Origin of the sequence: Streptomyces sp. NPDC051310 (assembly GCF_044455245.1) — a bacterium.
In the GTDB taxonomy this organism is placed as follows: Bacteria; Actinomycetota; Actinomycetes; order Streptomycetales; family Streptomycetaceae; genus Streptomyces.
Genome location: NZ_JBITEO010000047.1, coordinates 1 through 10,724 on the forward strand (window position 1 = coordinate 1; position 10,724 = coordinate 10,724).

General features: G+C 73.1%; 5 protein-coding genes. All 5 read right to left on the reverse strand.

Features of this window, described 5'->3' with window-relative positions; genetic code table 11:
- The coding region (locus ACIA79_RS33395) for a type I polyketide synthase (RefSeq protein ID WP_399432183.1) at positions 1-3,905 on the reverse strand (3,905 nt) is incomplete at its 3' end.
- Positions 3,906-4,623: 718 nt separating this feature from the next.
- Positions 4,624-5,073, reverse strand: a complete 450-nt coding sequence (locus tag ACIA79_RS33400) for a nuclear transport factor 2 family protein (protein ID WP_399432184.1) — start codon at positions 5,071-5,073, stop codon at positions 4,624-4,626.
- Between the two features lie 31 nt (positions 5,074-5,104).
- The gene (locus ACIA79_RS33405; RefSeq protein WP_399432185.1) at positions 5,105-6,031 is read right to left on the reverse strand and encodes an NAD-dependent epimerase/dehydratase family protein; all 927 of its coding nucleotides are present in this window, start codon (positions 6,029-6,031) and stop codon (positions 5,105-5,107) included.
- Positions 6,028-8,925 carry an AMP-binding protein gene (locus ACIA79_RS33410; protein WP_399432186.1) on the reverse strand — a complete coding sequence of 966 codons (2,898 nt, stop codon included), beginning with the start codon at positions 8,923-8,925 and terminating at the stop codon, positions 6,028-6,030. Before ACIA79_RS33410 ends, ACIA79_RS33405 begins: the two co-directional genes overlap by 4 nt.
- 1,016 nt (positions 8,926-9,941) lie before the next feature.
- A complete protein-coding gene (locus tag ACIA79_RS33415) occupies positions 9,942-10,376 on the reverse strand; it encodes a DUF3995 domain-containing protein (protein WP_399432187.1) in 435 nt (144 codons plus the stop codon).
- Positions 10,377-10,724: the final 348 nt, after the last annotated feature.

The following is a 10,724-nucleotide window of genomic DNA, read 5'->3' on the forward strand; positions in this document are numbered from 1 at the left end:
TCACCGGCCACCGACACCGCACCACGCGTCAGGAACACCAGCCGCGCACCGGCCACCCGCTCATCCGCCAGCCACCGCTGCACCAGCTCCAGGGCGGCCCGGGCGACGGCCGGCGCCGAGTCGGCCGGGCTCCCGACGGACGTGACCACGACGTCGGGCGAGCCCTCGGCCAGTGCCTGGTCGAGCTCCGCCAGGTCCACCGCTCGTACGGCCGCGCCGGCCGCGGTGACCGGCGTCCAGTCGAGGGTGTACAGCGACCGCTTGGCGCTGTCGAGGCTCGCCTGCTGGACGGGGCGGACGGCGAGGGAGGCGACCGTCAGCACCGGGGCGCCCGTCTCGTCGACCGCCTCCAGGCGCACGGTGTCGTCGCCCGTGAGGGTCGAGCGCACCCGCAGCCGTGTGGCCCCGGGCCGGTCGATCCGCACGTCGCCCCAGCTGAACGGCGCGCGGAGGCGGGTGTCGCCGGGGGCGGACAGCGGGAAGACGGCGCTCTGCACCACGGCGTCGAACAGAGCGGGGTGCATGCCGTGCGCGCCACCGCCGGCGCTGTCGGGGAGCGCCACCTCCGCATAGCACCGGTCGCCGTCGCGCCAGGCGGCCTGCACGCCCTGGAAGGCGGGGCCGTAGCCGTAGCCGATGTCGGCCAGGTGGGTGTAGAGGTCGTCCACCGACAGGGGTTCCGCGCCCTCCGGCGGCCACACGGCGGGCCACTGCGACGCGACGGCCGCCGTGGTCCCGTGGCTCAGGACGCCCCGCGCGTGGCAGACGGCGTCCGTCTCGCCGTCGCCCGGCTCCGGGTGCGAGGAGGAGAGCAGCAGCTCATCGGACTCCGAGTACGAGTAGACCGCCACCTCGCGGCGGCCGTCGTCGCCGGCCGCTCCGACGGTGACCTGGAGCTGCCGGGCGGCACCGTCCTCCAGCAGCAGCGGGGCCGCCAGCACCAGCTCGTCGAGGGCCGGCAGACCGGTGCGGGCACCCGCCGCGAGGACCAGGTCGACCAGTGCGGCGCCGGGGACGACGGTGGTGCCGAACAGCTGGTGGTCCACGAGCCAGGGCTGGGTGTCGGCGGACACGCGTCCGGTGAACACCCACTCGTCGCGGTCCCCGAGCCGTACCACGCCCGCCAGGATCGGGTGGTCGACGCGGTTCAGGCCGGCCGCGGTGACGTCGCCCGCCCCGCTGCCCGGCGCCGGCCAGTAGTGCTCGCGCTGGAAGGCGTAGGTGGGCAGGTCGATACGGCGCGCGCCGGTACCGGCGTAGTACGCCTCCCAGTCCACCGGCAGCCCGGACGCGTACGTCCGGCCCAGGAAGTTCGCGAACGCCGCCGGCTCGGGGTGCCCGGCCCGCAGCACCGGCAGGAACACCGCACCGCTCTCGCCGTCGAGGGTCTGGCGGGCCATCGCGGTCAGCACCGCGTCGGGGCCCAGCTCCAGGAAGCGGCGCACACCCAGCTTCCACAGGGTCCGCACGCCGTCGGCGAAGCGCACGGCCTGCCGCACGTGCCGGACCCAGTACGCGGCGTCGAAGGCCGGCACCGGCTGCCCGGTCACGTTCGACACCACGGGGATGCGCGGGGCGCCGAAGCGCACTCCGCGCGCCACGGCCTCGAACTCCGCGAGCATCGGTTCCATCCGCGCGGAGTGGAAGGCGTGCGAGACCCGCAGCCGCGTGGTCTTGCGCCCCTCCCACCGCGGCAGCCACTCCTCCACCGCGTCGGCGTCGCCGGAGACCACCACCGCACGCGGCCCGTTCACCGCCGCGACATCCAGCCGGCCCTCGAACCCGGCGAGCGACTCCGCGACCTCGGCCTCATCGGCCTGCACCGCGACCATCGCGCCACCGGCGGGCAACGCGCCCATCAAACGCCCGCGGGCGACCACCAGCTCGCACGCGTCGGCCAGGGACAGCGCACCCGCCACATGGGCGGCGCTCAGCTCACCGACCGAATGCCCGACCAGGTAGTCCGGGCGGACGCCCAGCGACTCCACCAGGCGGAACAGGGCCACTTCGACGGCGAACAGCGCCACCTGCGTGTACTCCGTGGAGTCCAGCAGAGCGGCCTCGTCGGAGCCCTCCTCGGCGTCCAGCAGGCTCCGCACCGGACGGCCCACCCGCGGGTCGAGCTCCGCGCACACCTCGTCCAGTGCCTCGGCGAACCGCGGGAAGCGTGCCGCCAGTTCCGCGCCCATCCGCGCCCGCTGCGCACCCTGGCCCGTGAACAGGAAGGCCGTCCTGCCGCCCACCTCGGTCTCGCCCGCGGTCAGCGCGGCAAGACCCGCCAGCAGCTCGTCACGGCCGGACGCCGTGACCACCGCACGCCGCTCCAGCAACGCCCGCGTACGCACCGACGAGAACGCCGTGTCCGCGACGGACACCTCCGGGCCGGCGGCCAGCCGGGCCCGCAGCCGCTCCGCCTGCGCCCGCAGGGCCGCGTCGCTGCGGGCCGACAGCACCACCGGTACCGCGCCCGCCGGCCGCTCCGCGGCGGCCGGTTCCTCCGCCGGTGTGTCGGCGGGTGCTTCCTCCACGATGACGTGCGCGTTGGTGCCGCTGATCCCGAAGGAGGACACACCGGCCCGCCGCGGGCGGTCCGACGCGGGCCACTCCTTGGCCTCGGTGAGCAGCTCCACCTGCCCGCCCGACCAGTTGACGTGCGGTGACGGCGCGTCCGCGTGCAGGGTGCGCGGCAGCACACCGTGCCGCATCGCCTGCACCATCTTGATCACACCGGCGACGCCGGCGGCCGCCTGCGTGTGCCCGATGTTGGACTTCAGCGATCCCAGCCACAGCGGGTCACCGGCGGTCCGCTCCTGGCCGTAGGTGGCCAGCAGCGCCTGGGCCTCGATCGGGTCGCCGAGCGGCGTGCCGGTGCCGTGGCCCTCGACCGCGTCCACCTCGGCCGGCGACAGCCCGGCGTTGGCAAGGGCCTGCCGGATGACACGTTCCTGCGAGGGGCCGTTGGGGGCGGTCAGGCCGTTGCTCGCACCGTCCTGGTTGACGGCACTGCCCCGCAGCAGCCCCAGCACCCGGTGCCCGTTGCGGCGCGCGTCCGACAGCCGCTCCAGGACGAGCAGTCCGGAGCCCTCGCTCCAGCCGACACCGTCCGCGCCGGCCCCGTACGCCTTGCACCGGCCGTCCGGGGACAGCGCACGCTGGCGGCTGAACTCGACGAAGATGTTGGGCCGGGACAGCACGGTCACACCGCCGGCCAGGGCCAGCGAGCACTCCCCGGACCGCAGCGACGTGATCGCCTGGGCGATCGCCACCAGCGACGACGAACACGCGGTGTCGACCGCGATCGAGGGGCCTTCGAAACCGAAGGTGTAGCTGATGCGCCCGGACGCCACGCTCGCGGCGGACGAGATGTAGAGGTAGCCCTCGATCTCGTCACGCCGGTCGCTCATCCCGGCCAGGTGCTGGTAGTCCGCGTACATCAGCCCGCAGAAGACACCGGTGTCGCTGCCCTGGAGCGAGGTCGGGTCGATGCCCGCGTCCTCCATCGCCTCCCACGCGGTCTCCAGCAGCAGCCGCTGCTGCGGGTCCATGGCGAGGGCCTCGCGCGGGCTGATGCCGAAGAACTCCGCGTCGAACTCCCCGGCCTTCTCGACGAAGCCGCCTTCCCGCGTGTACGCGGTCCCCGGGTGGTCCGGGTCGGGGTCGAACAGCCCGTCCAGGTCCCAGCCGCGGTCGCCCGGGAACTCCGACACCGCGTCACGGCCCGACGCCACCAGCTCCCACAGCTGCTCCGGCGAGGTCACCCCGCCCGGCAGCCGGCATCCCATGCCCACGATCGCGACCGGCTCGTTCGCCCGGTCCACGAGTTCCTGGTTCTGTCGCCGGAGGCGCTCGGTCTCCTTGACCGACCTCCGCAGGGCTCCGATGATGTCGTTCTTGTCGGTGGCCACGCCTATCCCTCCTGACCCGGGCGCGGCGATGCGACCAGGTTCTCGACTGCTCCCATGCCGCGCGCTCCCCTGTTGCGCCAATGAGTCACGGCCTCGTCCACACCGGACCGCCGGACCCGTTGGTCCGCGGTCGGGCAATCTCTCGCTACGGGACGTTCCGACTGCGCCGGAGCGGCTTTCCCGGCACACCAAATAGGGTCGGCGTCGCGGCGCGCCGAAAAGCGCACCGAAGAAAGCCTTTGGAACGTCAAACTCCGGCAGAAATACCTAAAAACGAGCGCTGCGCATCCCTATGCGATGCACGCACCGAGCGACTCGGTCCTGCCATGTGGCACGGATGCCCATACTTCACCTTGCATGCTTCCGTGACTCCCCCGTGTGTACTGCATTGCCTTGAGTCTCATCAACATTTCGGCGAAACGCGCGCGGCGAACAGTGATGCTCAAGCGGCGCCCTGCGTTCGTAAATGGTGAGTGCGACGTTAGGCCACTTTCCCGGGCCGCAACCACCGGGGGACAGGTAGCTGTCATGCCCTGCCGGTCGCTCTACGGAACGTCGCGAACCAGGTTCTCTCCGTTGCGGGTTGTCCGGCCCCCGGGCAGGAAACTGTCACCCCGTCCTCCGGGGCCCGGGCCCGCGTACGGCCGGCTCGCCCGGGCCGGCCGCCGTGCCGCCGGCCGGCCCGGCGACCGGGGCGCGGCAGCCTCCTTTCGGAGGGTCAGCTCTCGATGAGGCGGTGGAGGACCACCGTGTCGAAGACGTCCTCCATCCGCACCGCGACTCCGCCCCGCAGCGTCCAGGAGTGGACGAAGGACAGGGTCCGGGTGGTGCCGCTGAGCGAGGTGACCCGGCGGACGCCGAAGACGACGACCCGGTCCCCGGAGACCACGTACTCCTGCGGCTCCAGGCGCATCCCGCCCAGGACCTCCGGCACCCGGGAGAGGAACTCCCGGACTCCCGCGTGGCCGTGCCGGGTACCGCCGAGGCCGTACTCGGCCATCCCCTCGGGGTGCACCCACTCCACCCGCGGGTCCAGGGTGGCGAGCAGCGCGGCCACATCGCGGTCGTGGAAGGCACGGTAGGCCCGCTCGATGAGGGCCAGGTGCTCGTCGCGGGCGGTCGCGCCGGTGGCCGTGGCCGCGCTCGCGGCCGTCGTCATGCTGTTCATGTCGTGTGTCCCCGTTGTCGGTGGAACTGCTTCAGACCTGGACGTGCTGCGGATGCAGGGCACGCAGGGTGCGCTCGATGCCGTCGCGCCAGCCGATCCGGCAGGGGCCGGTGAGCCGCCGGCGCAGTGTGGGGTCGAACCGGTACGTCTCCCGGGTGACCTCGCTCGGCAGGAGCCGGGCCTCGACGCCGGTCAGCGCCTCGATGTGCCGGAGCAGGTCGGTGACGCCGACCGGCTCGTCGCCGCCCCAGTTGACCAGCGTGGCGGGGACGGAAGCGGCCCGCCACAGGTGCGGGACGTGCGCGACGAGGTCGTCGGTGTGGAGGAGCGAGCACCAGTTCTGGCCCGACCGTGGCACGGCGATCGGCGCCCCGGCCAGCATCTGCCGGAAGTACAGCATCGGCACACCGCCGTAACTGCCTGGCCCGTAGGCGATGTTGAGGCGAGCGATGGTGGTGGGCAGGCCCAGCACCCGGGCGAACGCGCGGACCACGCCCTCCGTGGCGAGTTTGGCCACCGGGTAGGCGGGGAGCCAGTCGGCGGACGCGTCCACCGGATCGTCCTCGGTGTAGGCGTGGTCCAGCGTCCGCCGGGCGTACAGGGCGCCCGTGGAGACGTACAGGAAGGACGCGGCCCGGCGGCAGTGGTTCATCAGGCGGCCGGTGGCCACCGTGTTGATCTCGGTGGTGCGGTTGACGTCGCCGTCCTCGCCGCGGTCCACAGCGGAGTGCAGCACATGGGTGAAGTCCTGGGGCACGCCCCGGAACGCGTCCTCCGAGGTGTCCGCCATGTCCCAGTGCCGGGTGGTGATCCCCGCGTCGGCCAGTTCGCGCTCGACGCCCGGGGTGCCGAACCGGCCCAGGCACCAGACCTCGTTGTCCGCGGCCAGGGCCAGTGCGACCGGCCGCGCCACCTGCCCGGTGCCGCCGGTGATCAGGATCTTCCTGCCTCGTGTCACTTCGCCTCTCCCCCGTGATCAGTGGTGCGTACGGTGCTGCCGGTGGCGCACGCGGCGTCGGCGTCGGCCAGGCAGCGGTCCAGCTCGCGGCGCAGGACGGCCTGGAAGGCCGCCACATGGCGCGGCCCCATCAGGGTGTGGTGCTCGCCCGGCACCTCCAGGTACCGGTTGGGCTCCGTGGTGTGCTCGTCCCAGCGGCGCAGTTCGCGCTCCAGCCAGTCCTCCCTGGTGCCGCGCAGCGGCTCGGCGTGGAAGACGCTCATCGAACGCACCGTCCCGGCCGGCTCGTAGCCGCGCCCCAGATCGGTCAGCGCGTCGGCGACCTCCGCCCAGGCGGCGAACTTCTCCTCGTCGAGGTCGAGGTCGGCCAGCCGCCGGGCCGGGGCGAGGCCGATCAGGCGGGCCACCTGCGCTTCCCGGGGCAGCGCCCGCAGGACGGCCGGGAGCCGGACGGCCTGCTCCTTGTCGATGAGGTCGAGGAAGGCCGCCAGGTGGGTGGCGGTCTCGGTGTAGTCCAGCTCCTGCATCCGGTACTTGATGTGCGGCGGCAGGTTGAAGCTGCCGACGAAGTCGACCCGCTCTCCCCCGGCCTCCAGGACCTTGGCGATCTCGAAGGCCACCGAGGCGCCGTACGAGTAGCCGGCCAGGGCGTACGGGCCGTGCGGCTGCCGCGCCCGGATGGCGGCCGCATAGGTGTCGACCATCTCCGCGTAGGAGCCGAAGGGTTTCTCGCCCTCGTTGAAGCCGCGGGCGCGCAGGGCGTAGAAGGGGCGGTCACCGGTGAAGTAGGTGGCGAGCCCGACGAAGACCAGCACTTCGCCGACGCCCGGGTGGACGCAGAAGAGCGGGGTCTTGGTACCGGATGTCTGCAGCGGCACGACCGGGTCGTACGGGCGGGCGCCGGCCCCGGTCGCGCCGGCCGTCCCGGCCGGGGTGCCGCCGGCGAGGCGGGCGGCCAGGCCGCGGACCGTGGGCGAGGTCAGGACGGTGACGACCTCCATCCCGGTGGCGCCGAGGCGCTGCGCCACCATCGCGCGCAGCCGCAGGATGTCGAGCGAGGTGCCGCCCAGGTCGAAGAAGCTCGCGGTGGCGCTGACCGCGGCCGGGTCCAGGCCGAACACCTCGGCGTAGATCTCCGCGATCGCCCGCTCCAGGGGCCCCTCCGGTGGTGTGTGGCCGCCCAGCATCCGCTGCCGCAGGTCGTCCGCGGCGCGCCGTTCGGCGTCGTACGCGCCCGACTCCAGGCTGCGCCGCATCCGAGCGCGCTGGATCTTGCCGAGGCTGGTCTTCGGGAAGGCCTCGGCGGGCAGGGGCAGCACCAGCGCGGGGCGGAAGCCCCAGTGCATCACCACGGTGCTGCGGATGGCCGTCATCACACCGTGCAGGCCGGCTTCGGCACCGGCCGGGAGGTCGGGGGTGAAGGCGATCACGAGCTGCTCGGTGTCGCTGCCGGCCGGGCGGGTGGGGAAGGCCGCGACATGGGAGCGGGTGACCCCGTCGAGCCGTTCGAGCACGGTCTCGATGTCGTGGCTGAACCGGCTGACGCCGTTGACGATGACACTGTCCTTGCTGCGCCCGACCAGAGTGAGCCGGCCGCCGTCGATGCGGCCCAGGTCGCCGCTGCGGAACCAGCCGTCGGCCGTGAAGGCCTCCGCGGTGGCCCGCGGGTCGTTGAAGTAGCCGGAGGTGACCATGGGGCCGCGCAGCTGGAGTTCGCCGGCCTCGCCGTCGGGCAGCACCCGCCCGTCCTCGTCCACCACCCGCATCCGCAGCCCCTCGACCGGCGTACCGAGGTGGGCGAACTCCGCGCCCCGGTCGGCCTCGGGGAAGGCGCCGCGGGAGTACACGCTCCCCGCGCAGGTCTCGGTCATCCCGAAGGCCGGCCACAGGGCGTCGGGCGCCAGGCCGTACGGGGCGAGCCCGCGCAGGAACGTCTCCCCGGTGGACACGACCACCGCCTCACCGCCGCTGACGATGTGTCGCAGGCTGCTGAGGTCGAGGGGCCGGGGCTCGGCGGCCAGCCGGCCGGCCGCCGCGTTGATCAGCCCGAGCAGGAAGTTCGGTGTGAAGGTCATCGTCACGCCGTGCCGGTCGACCAGTCGCAGGAATTCCAGCGGATCGCCGAGCACCGCCGCGGCCGGTGCGTGGACCTGGTCGCTGCCCGTGGACAACGGCAGCAGGTGGCATTCCAGGAGCGCCGCCACGTGGTCGAAGGAGACCCAGTTGAGCGTGGTGTCGGCGGCGGTGAGCCGCTGGTGGCCGTTCTTGGCGGCCATGGAGGCGAGCAGGGCGGCATGGCTGAGCATGACCGCCTTGGGGGCGCCGCTCGAACCGGAGGTCAGCATGAGCAGTGCCGTGTCGTCCGGCTCGGCGCGGTGCGGTGCGCCGGCCGGCCGGTGGTCGCCCAGCTCCTCCAGCGTGGCCACCCGCAGTCCGTTGCCGCGCACCGGGCTGCCGGCGAGGGCGGCGGTGGTCACGGTCAGCGGGTCGCCGAGCAGGGCGGCCACATGGTGCAGCCGCTCGGTGAAGGCCACCGGGTCGCCCGCCGGTGCCGCCATCGGACAGGGGAGGAAGCCGCCGAGCACCGCCGCCCAGAACGTGGGCAGGAAGTCCTGCGAGCGGTCCAGGACGATGACGACCCTGTCCTTCGGTCGCAGCCCCCGGGCGCGCAGTCCGGACAGGATGCGGCGGGCCCGCTCCAGGAGCTCGGGGTGGGTCTGGGTCTCGTACCCGAGGCGGGCCGCGCCGTGGCAGTGGCGCAGGCCGGAGGCGGGGTACTGCTCGGCGGCGGCCAGGAGCAGGTCGGTGAGGGTGGCCGCAGGGGTGCGTGACGGGAGGGGGGTCGAGGCGGCGGTGGCCGGGGACGCGGTGGTGGGGAGCGTCGAGGAAGTCACGGTCGGGTCTGTCTCCTGGCATCGGGGCACGCCGAACGCGGCGTGTGGGCCGAATCGGATGAAGGGCGTGGACGTCGTCCGGGAGCGAGGAGGTGGCGACAGGCGCGAGACGTGCCGGGAGGCGGCCGGGGCACCGCTGCCGTGGGCCGGGACCCGCCCCGGTGGGCGCGGTCGTGCCGGCGGCCGGCCGGTGGGCGGCGAGGACCGGGGACGCGGTGCCGGCACGGCGTGGGCCGTGCCGCTCACCGGAGGGAGCGCCGGCCCGCGGCGCGTCCCGGCCGGCGGTGGTGCCGGCTTCCCGATGACATCCCGGTAAGTGGTCCACCCCACACCCGGACAGCGGTGCCGGTGGCTTGGAAGCAGTGCGCATCTGTGAGCTGACTCATCCCCGTGCGACTTGTGGTCAGGGGCCCACCGTAGGCGCGATCATGGCTTGAACGGGGGTGTGAAGGGCTCTGGTTGGCCAGGACCGGACACCCCGGGCACACAGCGTGCGGGGAACGGCACGGTGCGCGACACAAGCGAAACCGGTGTTCTGCGTTCCGGGGCGACGGTGCAGCTTGCTGCCAGCGTGGCCGGATACGTCATCGAAGCCGGGGCGCGCGGTGCAGGTTGATGCCCCGGCCGGTTTCGGAGGTTTGCGCCGATGGTCGCGGTGGACCGCCCGGGGAGGGACGGGGGCGCGATGCGGGTGGGGCCTCGACGGGGCCGGGGTACGCGCCGCGCGTTGGCGCGCCCCCGGCCGGGCGGCCGCGGTGCGGCGGGGCCGCAGGGTCGGGGCGAGTGTCGTTTCCGCGGGGCCGCAAGGGTTGGGCGGGTGTCGTCTCCGGGGCCGCAGGGGCGGGGCGCCGCGGTGCCGCGGGGCCGCAGGATCGGGGCGAGCGTCGCTTCCGCGGGCCGCAGGGGCGGGGCGGGTGCCGCTTCCGCTGGGCGGCGACCGGGCGAGGACACCGACGGGTGCCCCTCGGCCACCGGACCCGCACGGTCCGGGGCTCCGACGGCACCCGCCCGGTGGGTCAGTAACGCCTGCTCGCGGCTACCGCGACCACGCCGCCCAGGACGCCGAGCGTCACACACAGCGGCGAGTACAGGACACTGTTCCAGCGCTGGAATTCACTGGCGGCGCCGGAGTTCATGAAATACCCGCCGAAACCACGGGCGAGCAGCACCACGGCCAGCCCGTACATGCCCGTCAGCCGCAGCCAGTCGGGGCCGATCGACGGGATCGACTCATTGACCATGAGGGTGAGCACCGCGCCACCGATCAGTGCCACGCCCACCATCATGGCGCTCGCCGCCGACGGCATCACGCCGTCGTCGGTACCACCGATCGTTTTGGTGAACGTCACCGTATCCTTCATCGGCCAGGGCGAGAACGCCCAGATGAAGTGCATCAGGCCGGCTGCCGTGAGTACCGTCGCCAATCCCACGGGGACCACAGTGCGGATCATTTCAGTGCCTCCAACTCGGTTCCGTACACGCCGCGGAACCAGTATGGCAACACCCTTTTCATAAAAAGCAGTTGACCCCCTTTTCCACCCCGGCCAGGGGTGTGACACCCGCGACACCACCGTTGTTTCCGGCCTTCGGACGCGCGAACGGGACCTTCGATGGCCGAGAAAATACGAACACCATCTCGATACCGGAGGTCCCGTTGCCGTCATTTCGGCAGAGCCGTTGCGATCAGGTCATGGGCCGGCCGGTGACGGTCCAGGTGTCGCTGCCTGTGAGGAGTGCGGCGAGGTCGCCCTTGCCGTGTTGTTCGATGGCGGTGTCGAGCTGGTCGGCCATGAGGGTGT

Coding starts and splice junctions, on each gene's coding strand:
- ACIA79_RS33415 (WP_399432187.1), bottom strand. CDS start 10,376: ATGATCCGCACTGTGGTCCCCGTGGGATTGGCGACGGTACTCACGGCA.
- ACIA79_RS33400 (WP_399432184.1), bottom strand. CDS start 5,073: ATGAACAGCATGACGACGGCCGCGAGCGCGGCCACGGCCACCGGCGCG.